The organism is Streptomyces sp. LaBMicrA B280 (assembly GCF_049222185.1).
Lineage (GTDB): Bacteria > Actinomycetota > Actinomycetes > Streptomycetales > Streptomycetaceae > Streptomyces > Streptomyces murinus.
This window is the reverse complement of the sequence record NZ_JBMJCT010000022.1, coordinates 277661-304619: the sequence shown is the minus strand read 5'-3', so window position 1 is coordinate 304619 and position 26959 is coordinate 277661. Positions and strand designations below refer to the sequence as shown.

Genomic DNA, 26959 nt, shown 5'->3' with positions numbered 1-26959 from the left:
GGTCGCTCCAGTGGGACAGCGGACGGTTGTGGAGGTCAGCGGCACAGCGCCAGGGGGTTGGGAACGGACGTCCATTGCGCGGCGCCCGGGTTCTCGGACAGGCGCATGGCGATGGTCGCCTTCAGCGGCATCGTGTCCCCGAAGAACGCCGCCGCGTCCTCCCGGTCCGGCAGGGCGGCGAAGACGCGGCGCCCGACCTCGGCGACCGTGCCCCACAGCGCGCGCGGCTCGGCCGCCCGGGTCCGGCCGAGGACGTCGGCCAACTCGCTGAAGACCCCGCTGATCAGGCCGCCGAAGAGCTTGGTCCGCAGGGCGCCGATGTCGTCGCAGGCGCGGGCGCCGAGCAGCGGCGGCAGCGTGAAACCGCACCGGGCCAGGCGGCGCGGGCTGACCCGTACGCCGTCCAGATCCCGGTACAGCACCCGCACCGGCCGCCCGTTCCGCAGGACGACCAGCGTGTTCTGGCCGTGTGCCTCCAGCGCCACCCCCATGGACAGCAGCGTCAGGGTCGGCGGCAGGACGAGACCGGCGAGGTCCGCCAGCCAGCGCACGGGGTCCCCCGCCACCATGGCGGCTCCGGTCGCGTGCACGGCCGTCAGCGGTACCGCGATCTCCCCCGCGGCAAGGTGCTGTTCGGTCGATTCGCGGATCATGGCGGTGAGGCTCGGGGAGGGCCGCCCGTCCACGCACACCGAGCCGCCGCCCAGCTCCCGCAGGACGCGCAGGCTGCCGCCGTGTCCGGCCTTGTCGATGACGGCCGCGACCAGGTCGGACAGCGGGGGTCCGTCGGCGACCTCGGCCGGGGAGATGGTGCGCCGGTAGTTGGTGACCTGGACGTCGAGCGCGGTCTTGACATGGCAGCCCGGCAGGGCGTCCAGCGGTGCGAGGGTACGCAGGGACAGCAGCGGGCGGGTCGCGATCGTCTCCTCCGCCAGGACCAGGTCGGGGTGGTGTCCGAGCAGGTGGTCGCGCTGCCAGGGGTGCACCGGCAGCAGGTGGGCATCGCCGTCGCGCAGGGCTCGGGGCCAGTCGCCGGCGCCTCGCCAGCGGTCGGCCGGCACCCGCAGCAGCGCCAGCCGCACGACCGGGTGGTGTTCGGGCGCGTAGGCCAGTACGTCGGCGACCGACATGCCAATGCGCGTTCGGCAGCAGGGGTGCTGCGGGTGGCCGTCGACGACCGCCTGCTCGGCGTCCGTGGAGTCGGCCGGGGAGACCTTACGGTCCGCGTTCGCGGCCCTGGCGAGGGCCAGGTTGACGACGCTGTTGTCGAGTTCGGCCGCCAGCCGCTTTGCCGCGGGGGTACGCAGGCCCAGCTGTCCCAGCAGCCGGGCCGGGTCGCCGATCGGCCCCTGCGGTCCCGACACGGTGAAGTCCTGCGGGACGTCGGCGAACGGCCGCGCAGTCGCCTCGGCCGCCGAGAGTGAACCGCCCCCTCGCAGCTCGACGGTCAAAGAGCCGGACACACGACGACGGCTGGTCACACCGGGCAGGGGTTCTCGTCCGAAGGCGCCCCACAGCCGGGACAGCACGGTGGCGCGTGCTCCCGGGAGTGCGGTCGCGAATGGCTCCACCAAGTCCGGGCGGACACGGCGCAGTTGGTCAATGGGCATGGGGGGTCCCTGGTTCTCGCGGTGGGCGGGTCGTCCGGTGGTGCTCCGGTGGCACCGACCGCTCGACCGACGCTACGGGAGGCCGATCAAGGGAATTGCCAGAGCGAAGACAGCGAGAAGTGGAGAACATCCCTCGAACGACCTTCGCCCTGCGCGGTTCCGGCCGATCCGGCCGTGAAGGACGCCGGGGGCTGAGGGCTGGCCTTGGATCAGGCAGCGACTGTCACCTGGGGGTCCGAGTACCGGCGTACGGCGTCTTAACTGTTGGCTTACGCAACGCTGGCCAGTCCCTTGATGTCGTCGGAAAGTCGCGCCACAGCGAATGAGCCGGCCGTGGAAGATCACTGGCTCGGGGGAGCTTGCGGCGTTTGCCCCACGCGCCGCGGCCGGTGTCTGTGAGCCTTTCGGCATGCGTGTCTTGCTGATCGAGGACGACGACCGGGTGGCCGGACCGTTGGCGGAGGGGCTGCGCCGCTTCGGGTTCACCGTGGAACACGCCAGAACCGGGGCCGAGGGCCTCGCCGCGCCGGATGTGGCGATGGTACTGCTGGACCTGGGGCTGCCGGACATGGACGGCATCGATGTGTGCCGGACGCTGAGATCCCGCTCGTCCGTACCGATCATCATGATCACGGCCAGGGACGACGAGGTGGACCGCGTCCTCGGTCTCGAACTGGGTGCGGACGACTACGTCTCCAAGCCGTTCGGCGTACGGGAACTCGTCGCCCGGATCCGTGCCGTCACCCGCCGCGCCCGCCCAGCGGTCCCCGATCCCCAGGGTGGATCCCCGAAGCCCTCCGACGGCCCGAGTCATCCCGGGACGCCCGACATCCGACGGGTCGGCCCGCTGACCATCGACTGCCGCACCCGGCAGGTAACGCTGCACCGGACGTCCGTCGCCCTCGCGCCCAAGGAGTTCGACCTGCTCACCTTCCTCGCGGAGGACCCCGGCGCCGTCTGCTCCCGCCGGCAGATCCTCGACGCGGTCTGGGAGCCTCATTTCTTCGGCCCCACCAAGACCCTGGACGTCCACATCGCCGCGCTGCGACGCAAACTCGGCGACGCGTCCTGGATCGAGAACATCCGCGGAATCGGCTTCCGCCTCGTCCCCCCGGCCCCTCTCGACACCACGTCCGCCACCGTGCGGACACTCGGCGAAGAGCACCGGTGACCCGTCGTCTGCTGCTCAGCCATCTGAGCCTGATACTGCTCGTCCTGCTGGCGCTCGAAGTGCCCTTCGGCGTCTTCTACGCCCGAAGCGAGCTGTCCCGTTTCTCACGCACGGCGGAGCAGGGGGCGATGACGCTCGCAGAGGTCTGCGAGGACAAGATGGAGCACGGACTGACAGCCGACCTGCCCGACCTCGCCCGCGCGTACGCGCGGCGGACCGGAGCCACCGTGCTCGTCGCCGACCGTCGGGGCATCGCCCTCACCGACACCGCCGCTCACACCATGGTCGGCAAGGGCCTGTCCGCCGAGCCGGACATCGCCGCGGCGCTCCACGATCGCTCCACCGTCGGCACCCACAGCGCCCCGCCTGCGGCCGGTGAGTTCCTCTCCGTCACCGTGCCGGGCGGGTCCGACCCCGCCGTCGCCTGTGTCGTGCGAACCGTGTACGCGCTGGCCCCGCTCAAGACCAGGGTGCGCACCACCTGGCTGGTCCTCGCCGCCGCCGGTCTCACCGTCCTCGCCGGGGCCTCCCTGATCGGATTCGCTCTCGCGCGCTCGATCACCCGCCCCGTGCAGACCCTGGAACGCGCCACCGCGCAACTCGCCGAGGGCCGGATCACCGATCCACCGGCCACCGACCACGGGCCACCGGAACTGCGTCGGCTGGCCGCGTCGTTCACCCGGACCGCGACCCGGCTTCAGCACCTGCTGCAGACCCAACAGGCGTTCGCCTCCGACGTGTCGCACCAGCTGAAGACGCCCCTCACCGCACTACGCCTGCGCCTGGAGAACTTCGAGCCGCACCTCGCCCCCTGCGCCCAGGGCAGCCTCGACACGGCACTCGGCGAACTGGAGCGGCTCAGTCGCATGGTGCAGGGGTTGCTCGCTCTCGCACGGCTGGAGAACACGGAGATCCGGGCGGAAGCCGCCGACCTCGATGCCGTCGTCGCCGATCGCGCGGACATCTGGTCGGCCTTCGCCGACGAACAGCAGGTCGACATCATCGTGCCCGCGGGCACGTCCGTTCCGGTACTGGCGGTCCCCGGCGCACTGGAACAGATCATCGACAACCTGCTCTCCAACGCGCTCCGCGTGTCCGCACCGGGAACCGCGATCACGCTGGCCGTCGTCAGCACCCCCGCGCGAGGCACCCGCACCCCGCCCATGACCGAGCTGCATGTGATCGACCAGGGCCCCGGCATGACCGAGGCCGAACGGCACCGGGCCTTCGACCGCTTCTGGCGAGCTGCCGACGCCGACCATGACGGCACCGGCCTCGGTCTGCCGCTGGTCCGGCACCTCACCCGCGCCGGAGGCGGCGAGGTCACCCTGGAGGCAGCCCCCGGCGGCGGACTCGACGCGGTCGTCCGCCTCCGGCACGCCGAGCGCCGGCATCAGCAGGATCGCCTCGCCCTCGCGACGAACGTCGACACGGCCACCCGATCCACACCCGCACGGTAGGCGCGGTGCCCTGTACTGCGATCGCGCACCCGTCCCCGCCGCGCGCGAGTCCGCTGGAAATGATCAAGGGGCGGTCTCGGATCTCTCCGAAACCGCCCCTTGATCTGCGACTCTCTCGAGTCGGGACGACAGGATTTGAACCTGCGACCCCTTGACCCCCAGTCAAGTGCGCTACCAAGCTGCGCCACGTCCCGTTGCCGTTTGACCTGCGGTTTCCCCGGTCGCAACGTGCAGGGAAACAATACCGCACTCGGCTCGGTGATCGCGCACGACTTCCTGGGGTTGACCTCAAGTTTGGTCGAGGTTGCACGCTGTCGTACATGACGATCACAGCGGACGACCACCGCACCCACGCGTACGCCGACCTGCCCCGGCTGATGGGGCTGATGACCGGGGACGAGAAGCACGGCCCGGCGGCCACCTCCACGCTCGATGTGCTGTGGGTGCTCTACGACCGGGTGCTGCGCGTCACGCCGGAGCGGACGGCGGAGCCGGGCCGGGACCGGTTCCTGCTGAGCAAGGGGCACGGGCCGATGGCGTACTACGCGGTGCTGGCCGCCAAGGGGTTCCTGCCGGTCGAGTGGCTGCCCGGGTTCGGCGGGTACGACTCCCCGCTCGGCCACCACCCGGACCGGGTGCTGGTGCCGGGGGCGGAGATCGGCAGCGGGTCGCTCGGGCACGGGCTGCCCATCGGCGTGGGGACCGCGCTGGGGCTACGGGCCCAGGGTCTCGCCGATCCGGCGGTCTGGGTGCTGATCGGGGACGCCGAGCTGGACGAGGGCAGCAATCACGAGGCCATCGCCTTCGCGGGGCCCGCGGGACTGGACCGGCTGCACACCGTCGTGGTGGACAACTCCTCCGCCAGCCATGCCCGGCCCGGCGGGATCGCCGCCCGGTTCGAGGCCGCGGGCTGGTCGGCGGCGACCGTCGACGGGCGGGACCACACGGCCCTGTACGAGGCGTTCACGGCGCCGCATCCGGGGCGGCCGCACGTGGTCGTGGCCCGGGTCGAGCCGAAGAACGCCTGACCGCCCCGCCCCCCCCCTTCTCCCGACCCCCCGTTCCCTCTGACGCCGCTCCATTCCTCCTGACGCTCCGGCCTTCCCGCACGCTCCGGCTTTTCCGCACGCTCCGAAAGGGCGATATCTCCATGGACACCATGCGCGACCGTTTCGCTCCCGTCGTCTCCCGGCTCCTGGACGAGGACCCGCGGGTCGCGGTGGTCCTCGCCGAGATCGGCAAGGACGCCTTCACCGAGGCCGCCGCCCGGCATCCCGAGCGGGTGGTCAACGTCGGCATCCGCGAGCAGCTGCTGGTGGGGGCGGCTGCCGGGATGGCGCTGACCGGGCTGCGGCCCGTCGTGCACACGTTCGCCAGTTTTCTGGTGGAGCGGCCGTTCGAGCAGGTCAAGCTGGACTTCGGGCATCAGGGCACGGGGGCGGTACTGGTGAGCGCCGCCGCCTCCTACGACTGGCCGGCCGGTGGGTTCACCCATATGGCGCCGGGTGACGTGGCCCTGTTGGACACCCTGGACGGCTGGACCGTCCATGTGCCGGGCCACCCCGACGAGGCCGGGACCCTGCTGCGGCACGCGGTCGCGGCGGGCGACGACCGGGTGTACGTACGACTGTCCGCGCAGTCCAACCGGCGGGCGCGGCCGGTCGACGGCGAGCGGTTCGTGACCGTACGGGAGGGGCGGTCCGGTGTGGTGATCGCGGTGGGACCGCTGCTGGACGCGGTGCTGGACGCGACGGAGGGCATGGATGCGGCCGTGCTGTACGCGACGACCGTACGACCCTTCGACGCGGCCGGGCTGCGCCGGGCGGCCGGCGCCGCGGGGACGGATGTGGTGCTGGTCGAGCCGTATCTCGCGGGCACGTCGACCGCCACCGTGAACGACGCCCTCGCGGACCTCCCGCACCGGGTCCTCGGCCTCGGGGTCGGCCGCCGGGAGCTGCGCCGTTACGGCACCGTCGAGGAGCACACCGCCGCGCACGGCCTGGACGCGCGGAGCCTGCGGGAGCGGATCGGGGGGTTCCTGGGGGCGCGCGCCGGGGCGTGAGGGGGGGGCGGGCGCGATGCGGAGTCAGCTCGGTGCCGGGGACGCGTCCGCTCGTACCAGGTCGCGTATCGCGGGGACGGCGAGGAGCAGGGCGACCACGGCGAGGCTGGTCACCGCGGCGACCAGCAGTACGCGGTCGGCGCCCAGCAGTACGGCCGCCGGGCCCGCGAGGGCCTGGCCGACCGGCATCATGGCGAGGGAACCCGCGACGTCGTAGGCGTGGATGCGGTTGAGGGTCTCGGGCGGGACCTGGGTCAGGACGCTCGTCGCCCACATCACGCCCCAGAAGGACATCCCGGCTCCGGCGAGCGCGGCGCCCGCCGACATGGCCGGGACGCCGAGACCGAGGCCGACGGCGCCCGGGAAGGTGAAGTACAGGCACAGGGACAGCGCGCCCGCCCTGAGCATGCGGCGGGGGCGCAGCCGCAGGGCGAGCAGGCCGCCCGCGACGGTGCCGGCGCCGAGGCCGGAGTTGACCAGGCCGTAGGCGCGGGCACCGTGGTGCTGGACGACCTCGGTGGCGACCAGCGGGACGACCGGGCCGTTCACCGCGATCATGTACAGGCACCAGATGGCGATCACGGACCACAGCCAGGTCCGGGAAGTGAACTCCCGCCAGCCGCGCACCAGATCGGTGCGGAAGTCGCGCAGGGCACGGCCGGTGGCGACGAGGGTGTCCGGGGGCAGCGGGCGCAGCCGGAGCAGCAGCAGGCACAGGGCGCTGACCGCGTAGGTCCCGGCGTGGGCGGCGAACACCCCGCCGGGCGAGGCGAAGCCGACGAGGAGTCCGGCGAAGGCCGGACCGGCGAGCTGGGCGGCGGACTCGGCGATACGGATGGCCGCGTTGGCACCCTGGACGTCGGCGGCGAGCCGGGGCAGCGTGCTGGCCACGCCGGGCTGGAACACGGCGGCGGCCACGCCGTTGACAAAGCCGATGGCGCACAGTTCCCACAGCACCACGTGCCCGGCGAAGAACAGGCCCGCGGCGAGGGACTGGGTGCAGACCCGGGTCAGATCGGCGCCGATCATCAGACGGCGGGTGCTGAACCGGTCGGCGATCACCCCGCCGAAGACGACAAGACCGGCGAAGGCCGCGGTCGACGCCGCCATGGCGAGCCCCACCGCGCCCGCGCCGTAGCCGCGCTCCAGCAGTCCGGCGGCCAGCGCCACCGGCAGCATGGTGTCCCCGAGCCGCGCCACGGCCCGCGCCACGAAGAACAGCCCGAAGTCCCGCGACCAGACACCCCGGCCCCGCGCACCCGGCCCCCCACCCGGCCGACCCGCCACCCCGGCGTCCGACCCCTCACCCGGCCGACCCGCCCCCGTGGCATCCGGATCCGTTCCCCGCCGACCGCCGCCGTCCTGGCCGTCCCGGCCGCCCGCCGTTCTGGCGGACCCGCCCGTGCCGACGCCGTCCATCCCGGCTCCCTCCCTAGCGAACGCGCGGGATCATTCCATGGGGCCGCCCCGGGCCACCGGGATTTTCAGTGGGTGGGCGGGGGGCCCAACTCCGGGTGGGATTCGAGGAGTCGGGGTGGGGCGGCCTGGCGCCAGGAGTCGGCGAGGATGTCGTGGAGTTCGGCCTCGTCCTCCAGGGTCGCGAGCCGGGCCCTGATCCAGGCGAACTGCGCCTCGTGCCCGGCGATCCAGAACTTCTCCGGCTCGGCCAGCACCAGTTCGTCCCGCTCCTCCTTCGGGCAGCGCACGGCGACGGACGTCTCGTCCTCGGGCAGGGTCGCGAACATCTTCCCGGCCACCCGGAAGGTGGGCATGTTCCAGGCCGTCTTCTCCGCGGTGTCGGGAAAGGACAGCGCGATACGGCGTACAGCTTCGGCATCCGGCATGCCCCGCACCGTAGCGCCGAGCACTGACAATGCCCGGTGGTCAGCCCCCCGCCGCCCCGCCCAGCGCCACCAGCACCGGCCTGATCAGCGGATGCCCCTCCGCGCCCCGGCGCACCGCGGCGAAGACCCGGCGGGTGGGGGCCACACCGTCGACCGGGCGTACGACCACATCGCTGAGGTCCATGCCGCGCAGGGCGGAACGGGGGACGAGGGCGACCCCCGCGTCGGCGGAGGCGAGGGCGACGACGGCGCGGAAGTCGTCGGAGGAGTGTTCGAGGCGGGGCTGGAACCCCGCGCTCTCGCAGGCGAGTACGACGACGTCGTGGCACGGGTTGCCGGGGTAGGGCCCGATCCAGGGGTCCTTGGCCAGCTCCGCGAGCGGAACCTCGGCCGCGTCGGCGAGCCGGTGGCCGACCGGGACCACCGCGTCGAACGGCTCGGCGTACAGCGGCACATGGGTGAGCCGGGGGTCGTCGGCCGACGGCGCGCCCCGGTACTCGACGGCCACCGCCACGTCCACCTGCCGGTCGAGGACCATCGGCAGGCTGGCGTCGCCCTCCGCGTCCTGGACGCGGATGCGGATGCCGGGCGCGGTGGTGGCAAGGCGGGCCACCGCGGGGGCCACGACCTGGGCGATGCCGGTCGCGAAGGCCGCCACGGTGACCGTGCCCGCCTCGCCCGAGCCGTACGCCGCGAGTTCCGCCTCGGCGCGCTCCAGCTGGGCGAGGACCGCGTTGGTGTGGCCGAGCAGGATCTCGCCTGCCGGGGTGAGCCGTACGCCCTTGGCGCCCCGCTCGACCAGCCGGTGGCCGGTCTCCTGCTCCAGGGCGGTCAGCTGCTGGGAGACGGCGGAGGGGGTGAGATAGAGGGCGGCGGCCGCCGCGGTGACCGTGCGGTGGTCGGCCACCGCACGGAGGATGTGGAGCCGCCGTGCCTCGATCATGCCTCCGATTATCCCAGGTGACAGCCCCTGGTCAGGCCGCCAGCTCCGCGCGCGCCGCGATGAACGCGTCCACCGCGCGGTTGACGTCCGCGGTGGAGTGCGCGGCGGACAGCTGGACGCGGATACGGGCCTGGCCCTGCGGGACGACCGGGTAGGAGAACCCGATCACGTACACGCCGCGCTCCAGGAGCAGCTCGGCCATGCGGCCCGCCTGCGCCGCGTCGCCGATCATCACGGGGGCGATGGCGTGGTCGCCGGGGAGGACGTCGAAGCCCTCGGCGGTCATCCGGGAGCGGAACAGCTTGGTGTTCTCGGCCAGCCGCACCCGCAGGTCGTCGGCGGACTCCAGCAGGTCGAGGACCTTGAGGGAGGCGGCGGCGATCACCGGGGCGAGGGTGTTGGAGAAGAGGTACGGGCGGGAGCGCTGGCGCAGCAGGGCGACGATCTCGGCGCGGGCGGCGACGTAGCCGCCGGAGGCGCCGCCGAGGGCCTTGCCGAGGGTGCCGGTGATGATGTCCACGCGGTCCATCACGCCGTGCAGCTCGGGGGTGCCGCGGCCGCTCGGGCCGACGAAGCCGACGGCGTGCGAGTCGTCGACCATGACCATCGCGTCGTAGCGGTCGGCGAGGTCGCAGATCTCGCTCAGCGGGGCGACATAGCCGTCCATGGAGAACACGCCGTCGGTGACGATCAGCCGTCGGCGGGCGCCGGACGCCTCCTTGAGCTTCGCCTCCAGGTCGGCGAGGTCGCGGTTGGCGTAGCGGTAGCGGCGGGCCTTGGAGAGCCGGATGCCGTCGATGATGGAGGCGTGGTTGAGGGCGTCGGAGATCACCGCGTCCTCCTCGCCGAGCAGGGTCTCGAAGACACCGCCGTTGGCGTCGAAGCAGGAGGAGTAGAGGATCGTGTCCTCCTGGCCGAGGAACGCGGCGAGGCGCTCCTCCAGCTCCTTGTGCACCTCCTGGGTGCCGCAGATGAAGCGGACGGAGGCCATGCCGTAGCCCCAGCGGTCCAGGGCCTCGTGGGCGGCGGCGATCACCTCGGGGTGGTCGGCGAGGCCGAGGTAGTTGTTGGCGCAGAAGTTGAGGACCTCGCCGGGGCGGCCGCCGGAGGTGACGCTGACGGTCGCCGACTGCGGGCTGCCGATGACCCGTTCGGGCTTGTGCAGGCCGGCGGCGCGGATCTCGTCGAGGGTGGTGCGCAGATCGTCGCGGACGGTCTCGAACATGACTGAAGCTCCTAGGTGATGCGGATGGCGTACGCCGAGCGGGTGAGGTACGGCTTACGCGGTCCGGGCGGGATACGCGGTCCGGTCGGGTTACGCGGTCCAGTCGAGGATGACCTTGCCGCCCTTGCCGCTGGCGGCGTCCGCGAAGGCCGACTCGAAATCGCGGTAGTCGTACCGGCCGGTGATCACGGGGGCGAGGTCGAGGCCACCCTCCAGCAGCACCGACATCGCGTACCAGGTCTCGAACATCTCGCGGCCGTAGATGCCCTTGATCGTGATCATCGAGGTGACGACCCGGGCCCAGTCGACGGGGAACTCCTGGGCGGGCAGGCCGAGCATGGCGATCCGGCCGCCGTGCGTCATGTTGGCGATCATGTCGCGCATGGCCTCGGCCCTGCCGGACATCTCCAGGCCGATGTCGAAGCCCTCGCGCAGCCCCAGCTCCCGCTGTCCGTCGGCGATGGTGGTCTCGGCGACGTTCAGCGCGAGGCTCACGCCGATCTTGCGGGCCAGCTGGAGGCGTTCCTCGCTGACGTCGGTGACGACGACATTGCGGGCGCCCGCGTGCCGGGCGACGGCGGCGGCCATCAGGCCGATCGGTCCCGCGCCGGTGATCAGGACGTCCTCGCCGACCAGCGGGAAGGACAGCGCGGTGTGCACGGCGTTGCCGAACGGGTCGAAGATCGCGGCGACATCGAGGTCGACCGGGACGCGGTGCACCCAGACGTTGCTCGCGGGCAGGGCGACGTACTCGGCGAACGCGCCGTCGCGGCCGACGCCGAGACCGACGGTGGCCCGGCACAGATGGCGGCGCCCGGCCAGGCAGTTGCGGCACTTGCCGCACACCAGATGGCCCTCGCCGCTGACCCGGTCGCCGATCTGGACGTCGGTGACGCCCCCGCCGACCTCCACGACCTCGCCGACGAACTCGTGCCCGAGCACCAGCGGGGTGCTGATCGCCTGCTGCGCCCAGCCGTCCCAGGCCCGGATGTGCAGGTCGGTGCCGCAGATACCGGTCCGCTGGACCTTGATCAGTACGTCGTCGGCCCCGATCGCGGGCTCCGGGACGTCCGTCAGCCAGAGTCCGGGCTCCGCCTTGTCCTTGACCAGCGCCTTCACTCGTGCGGCTCCTGTGGGTGAGGTCCCGTACGCGGGCATGCCGAAGGGCCGCGCCCGCACCGGGTCAGATAAGTGGAATCACCCTGCAATCTGCCGCATGGACGCGCCGTAATCCATCGAGCTTTTCTTAACCGCCGCCTCAGCTTTCCTTCACGCCCCTCTTGTCACAGGAACGGTTTCTCACATGAGCCGATTCTCAGATGGGCAGCCCGTCCCGTGCGCTGCGTTCGATCCGTATGACGAGTTCGGCGGCCAGCGCCTTGATCGTCTCCAGTCCGTCCCTGCCCCAGGCGCGCGGCCCGGTGTCGGCGGCGCACACGGTGCCGAGCGCCATGCCGGTGCCGTCGAGGAGCGGGGCGCCGAGGTAGGAGCGGATGCCGTACTCATCCACGACCGGGTTGCCCGCGAAGCGGGGGTAGTCCCGGACGTCCTCCAGGACCAGGGCCTTGCGGCGGACCACCACATGGGGGCAGAACCCGTGGTCGCGGGGCAGCGTCCGGCCCCACTGCGCCCCGCTGCCGTCCGGCCGCAGGACCGGGGCGACGGCGGGGACGCGCAGACCGGCGAAGAACTGCCGTTCCTCGCCGATGAAGTTGACCATGGCGTAGGGCGCGCCGATGCGGCGGGCGAGATGGTCCGCGAAGGCGTCGAGCGCGGGGTCGGGGCGCTCCCCGAGGCCGAGCGCCCGCAGCCGCCGGACGCGGGCGGGTGCCTCCTTGTCCTCGGGGGTGAGCAGCAGACCGCGGACCGGCCGGGGCGGCTCGTAGCTCATGGCCGGGCTCCGTCGCTGTGCGGGTGCCTCATCTGGGGAACTCCGTGGGCGGTCGGGCGGGTTCACCGGTGCGCGGCGCCGTGGCTCGGCGCGTGCTCCGGGGTGTGGGCGAGCAGATGGCGGACGAGGGCCAGCAGGGTACCGACGCCGGAGCTGGAGATCCGGGCGTCGCAGCGCACGACGGGCACCTCGGGGTCGAGGTCGATGGCGGCGCGCACCTCCTCGGTGTCGTAGCGGTGCCCTCCGTCGAACTCGTTGACGGCGACGATGAAGCCGAGTCCGCGTTCCTCGAAGAAGTCCACGGCGGCGAAGCAGTCCTGGAGCCGGCGGGTGTCGGCGAGGATCACCGCGCCGAGCGCGCCCTCGGACAGCTCGTCCCACATGAACCAGAACCGCTCCTGCCCGGGGGTGCCGAACAGGTAGAGCACATGGTCCGGATCGAGGGAGATCCGGCCGAAGTCCATGGCGACCGTGGTCTCCATCTTGTTCTCGATGCCTTCGAGGCTGTCGGTCGCGGCGCTGACCGTGGTGAGCAGCTCCTCCGTGCTCAGCGGGGCGATCTCGCTGACCGCGCCCACGAAGGTGGTCTTGCCCACCCCGAACCCGCCCGCGACAAGGATCTTGAGCGCGGTGGGGAACGGGTCAGAGCTGTCGTCGTAGTCCATCGAGCACTGCCTCCAGCAGGGACCGGTCGGTGGGAGTGTGGTGGAACGCGGGGGGCTTGGTGGTCAGCGCTTCGCAGTCGACCAGGTCCGCGAGCAGGACCTTGGTGACCACGGCGGGCAGTTTCAGGTGGGCGGCGACCTCGGCGACCGAGACGGGGGCCCGGCACAGATCGAGCGCCTGGGCGTGCTCGGGGCCGAGGTAGCCGAGCGGGGTGACCCCGGTGGCCATCACCTGGGAGATGAGGTCGAGTGCGACGCTGGGTTCGGTGCGGCCGTTGCTGACCGTGAACGGGCGTACCAGCCGTCCGGCCGCGTCGTCCAGCCAGGGCCCGTCGCCGGCCGCGGCCACGCTCAATGCCTCGGCGCCGCGGGGTCGGCGGCGTGTTGCCTGGGGGCGGTGACCAGATAGGGGCGCACGCTCTTGACCAGCATCGCCATCTCGTAGCCGAGCACGGCCGCGTCGGCCTCGCGGCCCGCCATCACGGCGAGACAGGTGCCGGATCCGGCGGTGGTGACGAACAGCAGGGTCGAGGCGAGTTCCACGACGACCTGCCGTACGTCACCGCCGTCCCCGAACCGGACGCCCGCGCTGCGGCCGAGCGAGTACAGGCCGGAGGCGAGGGCGGCCATGTGGTCGGCGCTGTCCGGGTCGAGGCCGTGCACGGCCTTCACCAGCCCGTCGCAGGACAGGAGCACCGCGCTGCTGGTGTGCGGTACGCGCTGCACTAGGCCGCTGAGCAGCCAGTCGAGGTCGGATGCGTGAGCGGTCGGCGCATCGCTCGCCATGGTGGATCGACTCCTTGGGGTACGAAGGTCTGTGGGAGCGCTGGGGGTTGGGGGGTGGTACGGGTCGGTACGGGACCCGGCGCGGGCCCGGTACGAGGGGTCAGCCGGCCGGTGCGCTTCCCTCGGTGGGGCCGGTGGACAGGGACGACGGGTCGGGGTGGAAGTGGTTCAAGTCGCCCGGTTTCAGGGGCCCTTGGGGTGGGTCCTGATCGGGGTGCAGGACGCGCAGGCGCGCGGGCTCGGCGGAGGCGACAGGCGCCGCGGGTCCGTGGTGCCCGGCGTGCGTGTGTTCGCCGTCCGTCGCCGGTCGGGCCGCCTCGGCGAGGCCGATGCCGCGCTGGAAGGCCGCCATCAGCCCGGGGTCGTGACCGCCGAGGGTGTCGCCGTCCGGGCGGGGCGCGGGGCCGCCCCGGAGCTGGGGGACGAGGTTCTCCTGGGCGCGGCGGCGCGGCAGTTGGGGTTTGGCCATGGTGCCGCGCACCGTGTCGACGCGCGGGGCGGGCAGGACGCCCGCGTGCTCCTCGACCGCCGCGCGGTGCCGGGGCCCGATGCCGGGTACCGCCTCGGCGGGGGTGGGACGCTCGCGGTGGGTGCCGCGGACGGGGAGCGGGGGCGGGTCGTCGTGGGTGTGAACGTCCGTGTGGGCGACGGGGGTTGCCGCGCTCATCGGCGCGGGCGCGGGTGCGGGTGCGTGCCGTACCGGCTGGGCCTGGGGGGCGGGCGGTGCCACCGGGACCTGCGCGGGCGGCAGGACGGCGGCCGCCGGAAGCTCCGCCTGCGGGGTTCCCAACAGCGCCTCGGGTACGACGAGTACGGCCTGGACCCCGCCGTAGATGTTGCTCTGGAGCCGTACGCCGATGCCGTGCCGACGGGCGAGCTGGGAGACGACGTAGAGGCCGATGCGGCCGTCGGCCAGCAGGCTGGCGACGTTGACCTGGTCGGGGTCGGCCAACAGGGCGTTCATCCGGGCCTGTTCGCCGACGGGCATGCCGAGTCCGCGGTCCTCGACCTCGACGGCGAGCCCGGCGGTGACGAGGCCCGCGCGCAGCAGCACCTGGGTGCCGGGGGCGGAGAACACCGTGGCGTTCTCGATGAGTTCGGCGAGCAGGTGGATGACGTCGGCGACGGCGTGGCCGCGCAGTTCGCCGTCGGTCGGGGGCACCAGTTTGACCCGGGAGTACTGCTCGACCTCGGCGATGGCGGAGCGCAGCACCTCGGTCATGCTCACCGGGTTGCTCCACTGGCGCCGGGAGACGGCGCCGCCGAGCACGGCGAGGTTCTCGGCGTGCCGCCGGATGCGGGTGGCCAGGTGGTCCACGTGGAAGAGGCCCTTGAGCAGGTCGGGGTCCTCGATCTCGTGTTCCAGGTCGTCCAGGATGGAGATCTCGCGGTGCACGAGGGACTGGAGCCTGCGCGCGAGGTTGACGAAGACCTCCAGCTTCTGCTCGCTGCCCGCGTGGCTGGAGAGCTGGGCGGCGCGCACGACGGCGGCGGTGGCGCCCTCGTGCGCGCGGGCCGGTCGGCGGCCACGGCGGCGATCAGGATGCCCGCGACGGCCACGGCGACCGCGCCGCCGAGCACGGCCCACAGGACGGGGCCGGTGCGGGCGCCGGTGGAGCGGATGGTGAACAGGACGGCGGCGGTGGCGCCGAGGGCGACCGCGAGCGGGGGCAGCACGGCGAGCCGCATCAGCTGGGGCCGTATGTGCGTCTCGGGCAGTGCGGGAGCGGGTCGGGCGACCGGCCGCCCGTGCCGCCCGCCCTCCCGGCGGTCGGCACGGGTGCCCGGTGCGCGAAGGTGAGACATCTGCGTCCTCGTACTGGTCCGTCGGGCCTGGGGTCGGACACTGACGGTAGTCGCCTCCGGCTCATGTGCGAGGGGCAGTTGCCAAACTCCCCCGCCCAGCGTCCCGCTCTGGTATGAGGCTCCGTACGAAAGACCGATAACCGGGCCGCCTGTGCTCCGATCGGGTCGAAAAAGATCGATACGATCCGATCAAAAGCGGTCAGAAAGAACGCGAGGGGCGGGAGGGTCACCCCCCCCGCCCCCAACCTCGGCTCACGCCGACTCGGCAGCCTTCACCCCTCACCGAAGCGGGCGCGATCCCCTTCCCGGACGCTCACGAATGTCACTCAGCGTGTTCCCCTTGGCCTTCGATGCGCTCGTGCCGCGCGCCCCGGAAAAAATGTGCCTCAGCCGCGCTTCGGCGGCTCCGCGACCAGGGCGCCGACCGAGCGCCAGGTGCGGCGGACCTCGCCGGACACGCCTCGCCACCAGGCCTCGGCCGGGAGCTTCCCGGCGGGCTCGAAGGGCTCGCCCGGACGCGGCAGGGCGACCGCCTGACCGGCCTCCTCGGCGACCTCCTTGGTCCACTCCCCCGGCTCGGCCCACGGGTGCGGGGCGAGGTTGAAGGTGCCCCAGTGGATCGGGAGCAGCACTCCGTGCGGCGCGCCGCCCTGAAGGTCCAGATGGGCCCGCAGCCCCTCGTCCGGACGCATGTGAATGTCCGGCCAGAACTCGCTGTATGCCCCGATCTGCACCATCGTGGCGTCGAACGGGCCGTGGGCGGCGCCGATGTCCCTGAAGCCGTCGAAGTAGCCGGTGTCCCCGCTGTGGTAGATCCGGTGCTCCTCCCCGGCGACGACCCAGGAGGCCCACAGGGTGTGCTGGGTGTTGCGCAGGCCGCGGCCGCAGAAGTGGCGGGCCGGGGTGGCGGTGAGGGTGATCCCGCCGACCCGGGTCGACTCGTGCCAGTCCAGTTCGCGCAGCCGGTCCGGACGGACGCCCCAGTGTTCGAGGTGGGCGCCCACGCCGAGCGGCACGGCGAAGACGGTGTCGGTGCCGGCCAGCGCCTTGATGGTGGGCAGATCGAGATGGTCGTAGTGGTCGTGGGAGATCACCACCACGTCGACGTCCCCGAGCGCGGCGAGCGGCAGCGGCACGGGGTGCAGCCGCTTGGGCCCGGCGAAGGGGAACGGGGAGCAGCGCTCGCCCCACACCGGGTCGAACAGCACCCGGTGGCCGTCGATCTCGGCGAGCACGCTGGAGTGCCCCGTCCAGGTCAGCCGCAGGCCCGTGGCGGGCGGCCGGGTGAGGTCGGCGAAGGTCGTGGGGTGCACCGGCACCGTGCCCCTGGGGGCGCGCAGCGGCCGGGTCTCCTTGTCGAAGAAGACCTTCGCGAAGTCCAGCGTGGAGCCGGAGGGCCGGGTGCGCGCGGGGCCGCCGGGGTTCTGGAAGACGCCGTCCTTGAAGTGCGGGGAGCGGCGGATGCGTGCCAGGCGCTCACCGCCCGGGTCCACACCGAAGGCCGCGGGGCGCGGCACACGGGGCCCTGGGGACGAGGAACGCGGACCGGTCACGGTACCTCCCGGTGGAGTGCTGGGCCCCCCATTATGGTCGGCCCATCCGACAACCCGGGAACGGCCCGGCACTACTGAACACCCATTCAGTACGTTGACGATCGCGGGACCTCCGCCAATACTGACTCGGCATTCAGTGATGCCGACTCCGAGGAAGCACCGATGACCGCCCCCTTGATCTCCCTCACCTGGACCGACCATGTCACCGGCCGGCGGGGCTTCCTCGTCGTGGACCGGCTGGTGCGGGGTGTGTCCAGCGGCGGGCTGCGGATGCGCCCCGGCTGCACGCTGGAGGAGGTCGCGGGCCTGGCCCGGGGCATGACCATGAAGGAGGCCCTGCACTACGACCCCGAGAGCCGCTACGTCCCCCTCGGCGGCGCGAAGGGCGGCATCGACTGCGATCCGCGCGACCCGGCGGCGTACGGGCTGCTGGTGCGCTATCTGCGCGCGGTGCGGCCGTACGTCGAGAGCTGCTGGACGACCGGTGAGGACCTGGGTCTCACCCAGGACCTGGTGGACCGGGCGGCGGCCGAGGCGGGCCTGGTCTCCACCGTGCAGGCGGTGTATCCGCTGCTGGACGACGAGGCGGCGGCCCGGGCGCGGCTCGCGGACGCCTTCGCCGTCGAGGTGGACGGCATCGGCCTGGACGAGCTGGCCGGGGGCTGCGGGGTGGCCGAGTCGGTGCTCACCGCGCTGGACCGCGCGGGGGTGCCGTACCGGGGGACGCGGGTCGCCGTGCAGGGCCTCGGCACCATGGGCGGGGCGACGGCGCGCTTCCTCGCCCGGGCGGGCCTGCGGGTGGTCGCGGTCGCCGACGTCGAGGGGACGATCGCCAACCCGGACGGCCTCGACGTCGAGGCGCTGCTCGCCGCGCGGGACGGCTACGGCACGGTCGACCGCTCCGTGCTGCGCCCCGCCGACCGGCGGTTGCCCGGTGACGCCTGGCTGGCGGCGGACGCGGAGGTCCTGGTGCCCGCGGCCGTGTCGTACGCCGTCACCCCCGCGAACCAGGCCCGGATCAGGGCCCGTTGGATCGCGGAGGCGGCCAACATGCCCGTGCTGCCCGAGGCGGAGGCGCTGCTGGCCGCGCGCGGGGTGACCGTGCTGCCGGACGTGGTGGTCAACTCGGCGACGAACGCGTGGTGGTGGTGGACCCTGTTCGGCGACATCGGCGCCGACGCGGACGCGGCGTTCGCCCAGATCCGCCGCGCGATGCGGGCCCTGCTCACGCTGACCCTCGACCGGGCGGAGCGCGACGGTACGACACCCCGCGCGGCGGCCCATGCCGTGGTGGCCGACCGGCTGCCGGTGCTGGCGGAGCGGTTCGGGTCGTATCGGCATAACGCACTAGGGTGACCGGGTGGCGAGAGTGCGGTTGAGCGTGGCCGAGCGGCAGGGGGAGCTGCTGCGGGCCGCCGTCGAGCAGATCGAGGCGCGGGGCGTGGCGGCGGTCAGGATCGCCGATGTGGCGGCCGCGCTCGGGGTGAGCAACGCGCTGGTGCTGTACCACTTCTCGACCAAGGAGAAGCTGGTCGCCGCCGCGTTCGCGCACGCCGCCGAGGGCGATCTCGCGCAGCTGCGCAAGCTGCTCGGGCGGCGGACGACCGCGCTGCGGCGGCTGCGGGCCGCGGTGCGCTGGTACGCGCCGACCGGTCAGGCCAAGGGCTGGCGGCTGTGGATCGAGGGCTGGGCCGTCGCCCTGCGCGAACCCGCGCTGCGCGAGGTCACCCGCGATCTGGACCGCCGCTGGAAGGCGGCCCTCGCCGAGGTCATCGCCGAGGGCGTCACCAACGGCGAGTTCACCTGCCCCGACCCCCCGGCCACGGCCCTGCGCCTGACCGCCCTCCTCGACGGCCTCGCCGTCCAGCTCACCTCCTGTCCCGGCTCGGTGCCGCGGGCGCGGGCGCGGGAGTGGGTGGACGAGGCGCTGGCCCGGGAACTCGGGGTGGAGCGGGAGGAGTTGAGGGGGCGGGTCTGACCCGGACGGGTTCGACCGGCGGGTTCGACCGGCGGGGTCGACCGGTGTGTCACCCCTCCCTCGCCCCCAACCGCGCCAGCGCCGCCGTCACCATCGCCGTGATCCCCGTCTGCAACGTCAGCCGCACGCTGGGCAGATAGCGCGGTGAGTGGTTCGCCGGCAGTGCGCGGAGCTTGGCCGCGGGGTCGGGGCCGGGGGCCGCGGCCCATTGGGCGGGGCCGGTGGAGCCGAGCATCCAGTAGCAGCCCCGGATGCCGCCGCGGCCGTGCAGAGGGGCGCCCGCGCCCGTCAGCAGCGGGAAGTCCTCGGTGGCCAGGCCCGGGGGCCAGGACGTGACGCGGGCGGGGCCGAACGCGGCCCGGTGGGCGGTGCGGACGCCGTCGGCGCACTCCGGGTCGGTCACGGTGACGCCGGAGCGGGAGACGGTGGTGACGGTGACCCGGGGCGGCAGCGCGGCCGACGCGGCCTCTGCGTGGGCCAGGCGCGAGACATCCGCGGCGGCGCTGTCGAGTGCGGGCTCGGAGAAACCGCGCAGGGAGATCAGCAGGTCGGCGCGGTCGGGAAGCACGTTGCCCGGGTGCCCGGCGTCCCCGGCCCGCAGCGCGGTGGCGGTGACGGTGGGACGCCCGCGCGCGCCCGCCGCGACCTCGGGCAGCCGTGTGACCAGCCCGGCCGCAGCCCGCAACGGGTCCGCGGCGAGGTGCGCGGTGGCCGCGTGACCCCCCTCGCCCTCGAAGGCCACGGACAGGGTGCGGCTGCCGGCCAGCACCGGGCCCTCGGCGTGCGCCACCATCCCCGCCGGGAACGGCGCGGTGTGCTGGGCGAGCACCTCGTCGGGCGGGGTGACACGGTCGTACAGGCCGTCCTCCAGCATGGCTCGCGCGCCGCCGAGGGTCTCCTCGGCGGGCTGGCCGAGCAGCAGCAGCGTGCCCCGCCACCGGTCCCGCCGGGCCGCGAGCCAGCGTCCGGCGGCCGCCACACAGGCGAGATGGGCGTCATGGCCGCAGGCGTGCATCACCGGGACCGGGCGGCCGTCGGGCCCGGTGGTGGTGACGGTGCTGGCGTAGGGCGCGCCGGTGGCCTCGGCGACCGGCAGCGCGTCGAGTTCGGCGCGCAGCAGGACGGCGGGGCCCTCGCCGTTGCGCAGTTCCGCCACGACGCCATGGCCGCCGACGCCGCGCAGCACCCGGTAGCCGTCGGCGTCCAGCCGGTCCGCGAACCGGGCGGCGGTGCGCGCCTCGGCGCCGGAGAGCTCGGGATGGCGGTGCAGGTCCAGGTAGAACTCGGCGGTCGGCGCCAACAGCTCTTCCAGGGCCGGGAGTTCCTGGGTGGTCCGGGTGGGTTTGGTGCTCATGTCTGTGGCTCCTCGGGCGGGTGTCAGCGAGGTGACAGCGAACGGCAAGGGGGGTGCGCGCGGACGCGCGTAGAACTGTGGAGTGCCGGAAGGCCGTGACGCTCCCGCGAAGGCGGGACGGTGCGGTCCGAACCGCCCGACCGGCCGTACCGCACCGTCCCCGCAATGGAAGGAGTCGTCATGTCTGACAACGCCCTCGCCTCCCTCGCCCAGGAGATCCTGGACCTCGAGTCGGAGACCTTCGAGATCACCGACTACTCGGACGCCAGCGAGGTCATGCTCGGTTCGTCCACGAGCTGCTCCTCCACGAGCACCTGCTCCAGCACCACCAGCACCACCTCCTGCACCGCCTGACGTCCGACGTCGGTGGAGAGGTCCCCGGCCCTGCCGGGGACCTTTCGCGTTCCGGGGCCCCGTCAGGGGAAGGGGTGCGGCACCAGCCGCAGGTCCTCCTCGCGCAGCGGGGCGGGCACCAGCCCCGCGCGGTACGGCGCGGTCCGCAGCCTCGGCAGGTGCGGCGCCCGCTGGCGCGGCCAGCCGAAGTCGATCGGCAGCAGCCCGGGGGCGAGCGTGGCGACCGTGCGCAGCCCCATCCGGCGCTGCTCCGGGGTGGTCTGGTCGACGGCGATGACATCGCAGTCCGCGTCGGCCAGCAGATCGCGCAGCAGCGTGACGTCGTCCAGCAGATCGGTGGTGCGGGGCCGGCGTTCCTCCCAGTCGGCGAACAGCTCGGCGAGCGGGGCCACTCGGGGCGGCGCCAGATAGCTGCGGGCGTGCTGGCGCATGGCGGGCAGCCCGAACAGGGCGGCATGGTCGGGCAGTCGGACGACCTTGTCGAAGTCCTCGGCCATCGCGGCGAGTTCGGCGGGGCGTTCGGCGACCTGGCGGGGCAGGTGCGGGATGTAGGTGAGGATCTCGGAGAGCGCCGATTCCACGGCCGTCTCCGGGTCGAAGGAGGCGCCGGCGGCGAACGCCAGGGTGCCGGGTCCGTCGTCGCGGCGGACGGCGAGGCCGGTGACGACCGGTACCGGGAGGTCCACCCGGTTGTCGAAGACATGGACGTCGTAGCCCTGGAGTTCGGCGCGGGCCGCCATCGCCCGCACCCGTGCGCCGCCGACCGAGCCCAGGTCGATCTCCGGCAGCGGCAGATTTCCGTACCAGCCGAGCAGGAAGGCGTCCCGCTCCAGGAGTTCGAGCAGTCCGAAGAAGACCGCCTCCTCCAGACTGGCGCCGGTGGCACAGCCGTTGGAGCACTCGAAGACGAAGTTGTCCTCGCGGGTGCCCGCGCTGTAGTAGACGAGCCGGGCGGGCACCAGGACGGGCCGCTCGTCGCGCAGCGACCAGCCGGTGACCCAGGGGATCGGCCGGGCCGGGTCGAAGGGCTGGACCATCGGGTCCTCGGCGTAGGTGCGCGGCGGGTACAGCCCGCAGGCACGGGGGTCCAGGGCGCGTTCGCCGAGGTCGTCGTAGCAGGCGGTGACGACGGGGGCGCGGTGCCTGCGGTGGGTGCCCGCGTAGCGTTCCAGCCCCTCCAGGAAGGCCAGCTCCCGGCTGCGGGCGAAGGAGTTGGCCTGGCCGCTCCAGGTGACGTCGGTGAGTCCGGCGTAGCCCCGCATGAAGACGCTGCCCGCGACCGGCGCGGTGGTGGGCGAGGTCACATCGATCCAGGTGCCGCCGCCCAGCACCCCGCAGACCGGGTTCGCGAGCCCCTTGACCGGCACCGGGAAGTCGCCGGGGCGGCCCGAACGGTAGTCGTCGGGGCCGGACTTGGGCCGGGAGGTCATGGGTCCCGCGGTGCGCCGGGCCGCCGCCTCGGCCACGGCTTCGCCGGTCACGGGGCGGCAGTTCGGGCACATCGGGTCGGGCAGCAGCGGGAAGGTGCGCACCTGGAGGGTCTCCAGGTCGAGTTCGGTGACCCGGGGCAACTCGGCGTCGGGGCCAGGTGGTTCGTGCCGGGCGCCGCCGGTGGCGATGAGGCGGTGCAGGGACCAGACGGCGTCCACCAGATGGTCGGGCAGGGCGGGCCAGTGACCGGCGACCGTGGTCTCGGTGCCGGTCTCCAGCGCGTCCCGTTCGGTGCGGGTGCGCAGCCGCTGGCGGCGCATCGCGAGGCAGGTGCCGCAGGCCCGGCCGGTCCGTCCGGTGCCGCCCCAGGGGCCGAACAGCACGGCCTGGGCGGTGAGATGGACCTCGGTCGTGTGCGGGGGCACCGGCGCGGCCGGGCCGGGGCGCTCGCCGAGGATGTTGGTGTCGCCGATGCGGGAGACGGCGGGGGCGGGCGCTCCCGCCGCGGCGGCGCGGGGCGCTCCCGCCGCGGCGGCGCGGGCCGCCAGACGGTCCTGGAGGGCCGCGCGGGCGGCCTCCAGGGGTGCCGCCGCCGGGGCGGGGGCGGTGACGGTGGTCATGTCCGGTTGCTCCAGCGGAAGATCCGGGTGGCGATCAGCCCGAAGATCAGGGCGAAGACGACGAGTCCGACGCAGTCCAGGCCGATGTCCCCGAGGTCGCCGCGGCCGCCCATGGCGTCGGTGAGGCCGTCGTTGAGGTAGTGCAGCGGCAGCACCTTGGCGACCGTGCGCAGCCAGCCCGGCATCAGGTCGTCGGGGAAGAACGAGCCGGACAGGAAGGCCATCGGCACCATCACCAGGTTGGCGATGGCCGCGACCGACTCCGGGGTGTTCGCGAGGCTGCCGACGACCAGTCCCATGGCGAGGAACGCGGTGACACCGAGCACCAGCAGCGGAATGCCCGTCCACCAGGGGCCGTTCAGCTCGAGCCCGAAGAACGGCAGCAGGGCCACGGCGGTGAACAGGACCGTCTGCGCGGCGGCGACACCGAGGGCGAGGGTCCAGCGGGAGGCGATCAGCGAGCGCAGCGGGGTCGGGGTGCGCCAGATGAGGCGCAGCAGGTCGTCACGGCGCCACTGCATCAGGGCGAAGCCGACGGAGAACACGCACGCGTTGCCGACGCCCCACGAAAGGACGCCGGGGGCGGTGTAGTTGATGGAGGCCATCCCACCGTTGACGTGCTGGCCCTGGAAGATGAGGCCGAAGAGGACCAGGAAGGCGAGCGGGAAGAGGAAGGTGAAGAAGAGGGTCGTACGGTCGCGCACGCTCGCGACGTAACCGGCCCTGGTCAGTGCGGCGTAGGCGGTCAACTGCGGTGCTCCGTTCCATGGCCGGTGAGGCTGAGGTAGGCGTCTTCGAGGGTGGCGGTGCGCACGGTGACCGACTCGATGTCGACGAGGTCGCCGAGGGCGGTGAGGACGTGGTTGACGGCCGAGGTCTCCAGGACGAGTTCGTCGCCCTCCACGGTGGCCCGGTCCACGCCGGGCAGCGCGAGCGCAGCCTCGGCCGTCAACTCGGTCGCGGGCAGCAGCAGTCGGGCGGGCGCGGCGAGGGCGCGGATCAGGCCCCGGGGGGTGTCGAGGGCGATGATCCGGCCGTCGGCCACGATCGCCACCCGGTCGCACAGCGCCTCGGCCTCGTCCAGGTGGTGGGTGGTGCACACGATGGTGCGGCCCTCGGAGCGCAACGAGCGCAGCAGCGCCCACAGTTCGCGTCGTGCCTCGGGGTCGAGGGCGGCGGTGGGCTCGTCCAGGAAGATCAGTTCCGGTTCGTGCAGCAGCGCGGTGGCGATGGCGAGGCGCTGGCGCTGTCCGCCGGAGAGATGGTCGACGCGCGCGTGCTCCTTCTCGGTGAGCCCGACCCGTTCGAGCGCGATACGCACCGCGTCCGGGTCCATCCCGTAGAGCGCGGCGACGGTGCGCAGGTGCTCGCCCGCGGTGAGCCGCGCGAAGAACGCGGACGCCTGGGTCTGGACGCCGATCCGGGCGAGCAGCGCGGTGTCCCGGGGCCAGGGGCTCTGGCCGAGCAGGCTGACGGTGCCGCCGTCCGCCTCGCGCATGCCCTCGACTATCTCCACCAGGGTGGTCTTGCCCGCGCCGTTGGGGCCGAGGATGCCGAAGAACTCACCGCGCCGCACGGTGAGGGAGACGCCGTCGAGCGCGGTGACCTCCCCGTACCGCTTGATCACGCCGTCGAGGACGACGACCGGCTCGGTGACGCTGGCGGGGCCGGGTGCGGTCCCGGTCTGTGCGTGGGGTTCGTTCATCTCGCCTTTCCTTGCGGGGTCCAACGGGGTGCGTACTCCGGTGACTTGGCCGGGGTCCGCGGACGGTGAGGTGGGGGCGGCGGAGAGCGCGGGGCCCGCCGTCCGGCTTTCGGCAGGGCCCTGGGCGCGGCCTTCGGTACGGCTCTCCGTACGGCCTTCCGCGCGGCTCTCGGTACTGCCTTCCGTACGGCGTCCGCGCAGGCGCCGGCCCAGGTTGCCGAGTCCCCACAGCAGCAGGGCGGCGGCGAGCAGGGCGGTCGGCAGCCACCAGGCGAGGAGCGCCATGTTGTCCGGCAGCAGCTTGCGCAGGACCAGCCCGGCGAGGGCGAGCAGCGCGGCCGTCTGCGCGGCGGTGAGCAGGGCGAAGCCGCCGTACAGCAGGCGCAGCCGGGGCGGGTAGGCGCGCAGGCCGGGGCCGCGGCGCAGCAGGGCGCGGGCCGCGAGGGCGGTGAAGGCGCGGCTGCCCTCGGCGAGTCCGGAGACGCCGAGGGCGTGGCCGAGGGCCCGGTAGCCGTCGAGCGGTGCCAGCGGCAGCAGGTTGGCGAGGCCGGTGACGACGCCGAGCAGCAGCAGCGCGCCGAGGGCGGGCCGGGCCTGGGCGGCGGCCGGGAGCACCAGCCAGATGACGTAGAACGGCACCAGGAAGAGGAGGTTGGCGAGGACACCGGCGCAGGCGGTGGCGACCTTGCGGGCCCGGCTGCCGAGGAACTGGACGTCGTCCACCTGGCAGTAGAGGTAGGTGGCGCCGAGGATCCAGCGCAGCCCGATCTCGCTGACGCGGCCGCCCCAGGTGCGCGCGAACAGGCCGTGGGCCAGCTCGTGCAGGGCGAGGCTGCACCACAGGACGCAGCCGACAGCGAACAGCAGTACGGGCTGCTCGGCGGTGTGCACCGTCTGCCGCCACAGGGTGCCCGCGCTGACGGCGACGGCGGCGAGCACCCCGAGGGCCAGCGCGGTGAGCACGCCCAGCAGGGCGGGCCTTCGGTCCAGCGCGGTCAGCCGGTGCAGCCGGTCCATGAGGGCGGGCGCGTCGGCCACCATCCTGGTGTGTCCGGACAGAAAGCCGCTCGGCCCCTCGGCGGGGGTGGGGACCGGCGCGGGCGCGACGGGCGCGGGGCCGCCGTCGAGCAGGCCCCGGGTGCCCAGCAGCCGCAGCATCTGCCCCCACTGGGCCTCGCCGAGCCGGGTGCCGAACGTGCCCGAGTACGCCTGCCCGATCTCCTCCAGGGACCGGGTGCCGTCCAGGCGGGTGATGATGAAGTGCTCCTTGGCGCCGACCTCCAGGCGCCGTCCGGTGCGCGGGTCCTTCAGCAGATGGATGCGGGTCGGGCCGCGCAGCAGGCTGGGCCCGAGGACGAGGTCGGGGCGCACCCGCGGCCGGGCGGCCAGGAAGGCGTCCGTGGTCATCTGGTGTCCTCCGGGGCGCCGTCGCGCAGGGCGCGGGCGAGGACGTAGGAGAGGAACGCCTCGTCCCGGACGGTGATACCCAGCCGGTTGTTGGTCATGTGCATATAGGGCGACAGGAGCATCGGCAGGGCGTGCGCCGGGTCGGTGGCGTGGATGTCGCGGGTGCCGTCGAAGGAGCGGAAGACCAGGTCGCCCCGGTGCGCCGACCGGGCCGCGCGGTCGCGGAGTTCGGCGCAGTGTTCGGCCCAGCCGCGCAGGAAGGCCGGGAGCCGTTCCAGTTCGCCGCGGGCGACCGCCTCGCGGATGTGCCGGAAGCGTTCGGGCAGCCGGTCGCCCATGGCGGCGTACGCCCGCTCGTAGCCCTTGTCGGTGGTGTAGTTGGTAGTGCTGAACGCGTTGTTCCAGAAGCCGTGGTAGCGGTCCAGGAAGGCGAGCAGGGCCTCGTCGTCGGCGAGGAAGGTGCCGGAGACGACCATCATCAGCTGCGCGGACAGGCCGAGGAGCACGGTGCGCAGATGGAGGTTCATGGTGCGGGTGGCCTCGATGACGAGGTCGCTGGAGCGCTGGAAGTGCCATTCGGCGAGCGCGATGCCGGCGGGACCGCCGTACTTGCCGTACTCGGGCTCGTAGTCGCGGTCCTCGAAGCTGTTGTTGGGGCGCAGCAGCATCCGCCCGTCGGGGCCGAGGAACCGGGCGCGCTCCTCCTCGCTGTACTCCAGGGTGAACAGGGTCTCGTACAGCTCGGCGAAGAAGCCCGCCTTGACCTCGTAGAGGGCGGGGCGTTCGCGCAGGAACGCGTCGAGGGCGGTGTGGGTGCGCTCCCGGACGGTGTCGGTGTCGGCGGCGCGGGCCGGTTTCAGGCGCAGCCGCAGATGCGGGCCCTCCAGCCAGTAGTTGATGAAGAACCAGCCGGTGATCAGGCCCTCTTCGGTGAGCCGGTCCACCAGGGGCTTGACGCACTGGAGGAGCAGCGGGCGGGGGCTGGCCGCGTAGAAGACGTGCACCGCGAGCCAGGTGCCGGGCGCGTCCTCGGTGGTGGTGGCCTCGGCGGCGGTGTCCACGGCGGGGGTTCCCATGGCGGGGGTTTCCACGGC

General features: G+C 73.3%; 23 protein-coding genes, 1 tRNA gene and 1 pseudogene. 7 read left to right on the top strand and 18 right to left on the bottom strand.

Annotation, left to right across the window (positions count from 1 at the left end):
• Positions 1 to 35: 35 nt before the first annotated feature.
• Positions 36 to 1610, bottom strand: a complete 1575-nt coding sequence (locus tag ACLF5H_RS20730; protein ID WP_421677492.1) for an IucA/IucC family protein — start codon at positions 1608 to 1610, stop codon at positions 36 to 38.
• Between the two features lie 409 nt (positions 1611 to 2019).
• Here ACLF5H_RS20730 and ACLF5H_RS20725 point away from each other — a divergent pair, with 409 nt between their 5' ends.
• Together ACLF5H_RS20725 and ACLF5H_RS20720 are read left to right on the top strand one after the other, a co-directional pair.
• Positions 2020 to 2781, top strand: a complete 762-nt coding sequence (locus tag ACLF5H_RS20725; RefSeq protein WP_421677491.1) for a response regulator transcription factor — start codon at positions 2020 to 2022, stop codon at positions 2779 to 2781.
• The gene (locus ACLF5H_RS20720; protein WP_421677490.1) at positions 2778 to 4241 is read left to right on the top strand and encodes a sensor histidine kinase; all 1464 of its coding nucleotides are present in this window, start codon (positions 2778 to 2780) and stop codon (positions 4239 to 4241) included. Before ACLF5H_RS20725 ends, ACLF5H_RS20720 begins: the two co-directional genes overlap by 4 nt.
• A gap of 120 nt (positions 4242 to 4361) precedes the next feature.
• Here the strand turns inward: ACLF5H_RS20720 and ACLF5H_RS20715 are convergent.
• Positions 4362 to 4435: transfer RNA gene (locus ACLF5H_RS20715), tRNA-Pro, on the bottom strand.
• A 126-nt stretch (positions 4436 to 4561) separates the two neighbouring features.
• On the opposite strand from ACLF5H_RS20715, the gene ACLF5H_RS20710 reads away from it, so the two are divergent.
• Together ACLF5H_RS20710 and ACLF5H_RS20705 are read left to right on the top strand one after the other, a co-directional pair.
• Positions 4562 to 5269, top strand: a complete 708-nt coding sequence (locus tag ACLF5H_RS20710; protein ID WP_421677489.1) for a transketolase — start codon at positions 4562 to 4564, stop codon at positions 5267 to 5269.
• Positions 5270 to 5391: 122 nt separating this feature from the next.
• Entirely contained in the window at positions 5392 to 6303 is a 912-nt protein-coding gene (locus ACLF5H_RS20705) for a transketolase family protein (RefSeq protein WP_421677488.1), read from the top strand.
• A gap of 24 nt (positions 6304 to 6327) precedes the next feature.
• Here the strand turns inward: ACLF5H_RS20705 and ACLF5H_RS20700 are convergent, their stop codons facing one another.
• The 11 genes and pseudogenes from ACLF5H_RS20700 to ACLF5H_RS20650 all read right to left on the bottom strand — a co-directional run bounded on the left by ACLF5H_RS20700 (position 6328) and on the right by ACLF5H_RS20650 (position 17016).
• Entirely contained in the window at positions 6328 to 7515 is a 1188-nt protein-coding gene (locus tag ACLF5H_RS20700) for an MFS transporter (protein ID WP_421677487.1), read from the bottom strand.
• A gap of 272 nt (positions 7516 to 7787) precedes the next feature.
• On the bottom strand, positions 7788 to 8147 hold the full coding sequence (locus ACLF5H_RS20695) for an MmcQ/YjbR family DNA-binding protein (protein ID WP_421677486.1): 360 nt from the start codon (positions 8145 to 8147) through the stop codon (positions 7788 to 7790).
• Between the two features lie 40 nt (positions 8148 to 8187).
• Positions 8188 to 9090, bottom strand: coding sequence for a LysR family transcriptional regulator (locus ACLF5H_RS20690; RefSeq protein WP_421677485.1), 903 nt, complete (start codon positions 9088 to 9090; stop codon positions 8188 to 8190).
• 31 nt (positions 9091 to 9121) lie between these two features.
• Positions 9122 to 10315 carry a glycine C-acetyltransferase gene (locus tag ACLF5H_RS20685; RefSeq protein ID WP_421677484.1) on the bottom strand — a complete coding sequence of 398 codons (1194 nt, stop codon included), beginning with the start codon at positions 10313 to 10315 and terminating at the stop codon, positions 9122 to 9124.
• Between the two features lie 90 nt (positions 10316 to 10405).
• Positions 10406 to 11434, bottom strand: coding sequence for an L-threonine 3-dehydrogenase (gene tdh / locus ACLF5H_RS20680; protein WP_421677483.1), 1029 nt, complete (start codon positions 11432 to 11434; stop codon positions 10406 to 10408).
• A gap of 196 nt (positions 11435 to 11630) precedes the next feature.
• Complete coding sequence (locus tag ACLF5H_RS20675; protein ID WP_421677482.1) at positions 11631 to 12206, bottom strand: GAF domain-containing protein; 576 nt, start codon at positions 12204 to 12206, stop codon at positions 11631 to 11633.
• Between the two features lie 62 nt (positions 12207 to 12268).
• Positions 12269 to 12871 carry a GTP-binding protein gene (locus ACLF5H_RS20670; protein WP_037657413.1) on the bottom strand — a complete coding sequence of 201 codons (603 nt, stop codon included), beginning with the start codon at positions 12869 to 12871 and terminating at the stop codon, positions 12269 to 12271.
• Complete coding sequence (locus ACLF5H_RS20665) at positions 12849 to 13220, bottom strand: DUF742 domain-containing protein (protein WP_037657415.1); 372 nt, start codon at positions 13218 to 13220, stop codon at positions 12849 to 12851. Before ACLF5H_RS20665 ends, ACLF5H_RS20670 begins: the two co-directional genes overlap by 23 nt.
• 2 nt (positions 13221 to 13222) lie before the next feature.
• A complete protein-coding gene (locus tag ACLF5H_RS20660; protein WP_037657417.1) occupies positions 13223 to 13657 on the bottom strand; it encodes a roadblock/LC7 domain-containing protein in 435 nt (144 codons plus the stop codon).
• Between the two features lie 100 nt (positions 13658 to 13757).
• Positions 13758 to 15463, bottom strand: a pseudogene (locus ACLF5H_RS20655) (sensor histidine kinase).
• A gap of 386 nt (positions 15464 to 15849) precedes the next feature.
• Positions 15850 to 17016: an MBL fold metallo-hydrolase gene (locus ACLF5H_RS20650; protein ID WP_421677481.1), complete on the bottom strand. Its 1167-nt coding sequence runs from the start codon at positions 17014 to 17016 to the stop codon at positions 15850 to 15852.
• Positions 17017 to 17178: 162 nt separating this feature from the next.
• Here ACLF5H_RS20650 and ACLF5H_RS20645 point away from each other — a divergent pair, with 162 nt between their 5' ends.
• Both ACLF5H_RS20645 and ACLF5H_RS20640 read left to right on the top strand, forming a co-directional pair.
• The gene (locus tag ACLF5H_RS20645) at positions 17179 to 18372 is read left to right on the top strand and encodes a Glu/Leu/Phe/Val dehydrogenase dimerization domain-containing protein (protein WP_421677480.1); all 1194 of its coding nucleotides are present in this window, start codon (positions 17179 to 17181) and stop codon (positions 18370 to 18372) included.
• A 4-nt stretch (positions 18373 to 18376) separates the two neighbouring features.
• Positions 18377 to 18994, top strand: coding sequence for a TetR family transcriptional regulator C-terminal domain-containing protein (locus ACLF5H_RS20640; RefSeq protein ID WP_421677479.1), 618 nt, complete (start codon positions 18377 to 18379; stop codon positions 18992 to 18994).
• 49 nt (positions 18995 to 19043) lie between these two features.
• Here the strand turns inward: ACLF5H_RS20640 and ACLF5H_RS20635 are convergent, their stop codons facing one another.
• The gene (locus tag ACLF5H_RS20635) at positions 19044 to 20348 is read right to left on the bottom strand and encodes an amidohydrolase (protein WP_421677478.1); all 1305 of its coding nucleotides are present in this window, start codon (positions 20346 to 20348) and stop codon (positions 19044 to 19046) included.
• 180 nt (positions 20349 to 20528) lie between these two features.
• Between ACLF5H_RS20635 and ACLF5H_RS20630 the strand changes: the two genes are divergently transcribed.
• Complete coding sequence (locus tag ACLF5H_RS20630; RefSeq protein ID WP_037657426.1) at positions 20529 to 20702, top strand: thiazolylpeptide-type bacteriocin; 174 nt, start codon at positions 20529 to 20531, stop codon at positions 20700 to 20702.
• 62 nt (positions 20703 to 20764) lie between these two features.
• Here the strand turns inward: ACLF5H_RS20630 and ACLF5H_RS20625 are convergent, their stop codons facing one another.
• The 4 genes from ACLF5H_RS20625 to ACLF5H_RS20610 all read right to left on the bottom strand — a co-directional run bounded on the left by ACLF5H_RS20625 (position 20765) and on the right by ACLF5H_RS20610 (position 26941).
• Positions 20765 to 22753: a TOMM precursor leader peptide-binding protein gene (locus ACLF5H_RS20625; protein WP_421677477.1), complete on the bottom strand. Its 1989-nt coding sequence runs from the start codon at positions 22751 to 22753 to the stop codon at positions 20765 to 20767.
• The gene (locus tag ACLF5H_RS20620; protein ID WP_128792697.1) at positions 22750 to 23502 is read right to left on the bottom strand and encodes an ABC transporter permease; all 753 of its coding nucleotides are present in this window, start codon (positions 23500 to 23502) and stop codon (positions 22750 to 22752) included. The genes ACLF5H_RS20625 and ACLF5H_RS20620 overlap by 4 nt, the downstream gene beginning before the upstream one ends.
• Positions 23499 to 24458 (bottom strand): ABC transporter ATP-binding protein, encoded by a 960-nt coding sequence (locus ACLF5H_RS20615; protein WP_421677617.1) that lies wholly within the window; start codon positions 24456 to 24458, stop codon positions 23499 to 23501. The genes ACLF5H_RS20620 and ACLF5H_RS20615 overlap by 4 nt, the downstream gene beginning before the upstream one ends.
• Before the next feature lie 1403 nt (positions 24459 to 25861).
• Positions 25862 to 26941: a thiopeptide-type bacteriocin biosynthesis protein gene (locus ACLF5H_RS20610; RefSeq protein WP_421677616.1), complete on the bottom strand. Its 1080-nt coding sequence runs from the start codon at positions 26939 to 26941 to the stop codon at positions 25862 to 25864.
• Between the last annotated feature and the right edge of the window lie 18 nt (positions 26942 to 26959).